Origin of the sequence: Salinibacterium sp. NG253, assembly GCF_015864945.1 — a bacterium.
Lineage (GTDB): Bacteria > Actinomycetota > Actinomycetes > Actinomycetales > Microbacteriaceae > Rhodoglobus.
Genome location: NZ_JADYWF010000009.1, coordinates 1 through 776, shown reverse-complemented (window position 1 = coordinate 776; position 776 = coordinate 1). Strand labels below are relative to the sequence as shown.

General features: G+C 50.9%; 1 rRNA gene. It reads right to left on the bottom strand.

Annotated features, from left to right (window positions below):
* Nucleotides 1-584 (bottom strand): 23S ribosomal RNA (locus tag I6E52_RS14235); the annotation flags it as partial.
* Between the last annotated feature and the right edge of the window lie 192 nt (nt 585-776).

Here is a 776-nt window from a genome sequence, read left to right as displayed (position 1 = left end):
CTCCCCTCCCGGGGTACTTTTCACCTTTCCCTCACGGTACTTGTCCGCTATCGGTCATCTGGAAGTATTTAGGCTTATCAGGTGGTCCTGACAGATTCACACGGGATTTCTCGGGCCCCGTGCTACTTGGGATACTCTTCGGACCATTGCAACATTTCGACTACCGGGCTGGCACCGTCTATGGCTGGGCTTTCAATCCCATTCGTCTATATCACTTTGTAATCCTTGCTGTACGGCAGTAACAGCTGAAAAGTCCCACTACCCCGACCATGCAACGCCTGCCGGCTATCACACATGATCGGTTTGGCCTCTTCCGGTTTCGCTCGCCACTACTAACGGAATCACGGTTGTTTTCTCTTCCTGTGGGTACTGAGATGTTTCACTTCCCCACGTTCCCTCTACCCGCCCTATATATTCAGGCGGGAGTCACTGAGTCGTCTTGCAACGCCCAGCGGGGTTTCCCCATTCGGAAATCCTCGGATCAAAGCTCTATTATCAGCTCCCCGAGGCTTATCGCAGATTTATACGTCCTTCTTCGGCTCCAGATGCCAAGGCATCCACCGTTTGCTCTTAGAAAATTGATATCACATGAGTATAAGAATCGATCGCGACACCTAAGTGCCGAGATTGACCAATGAATTATTCCCCACAACCAAAGCTGTGAGGGTCATCGTTTATTTCTTGTGATCCGACCTTTCGGTCAGATCTAAGATGCTCGCGTCCACTGTGTAGTTCTCAAAATACGGGCGGTATCCTCCACCACAACCCCAAAAGGG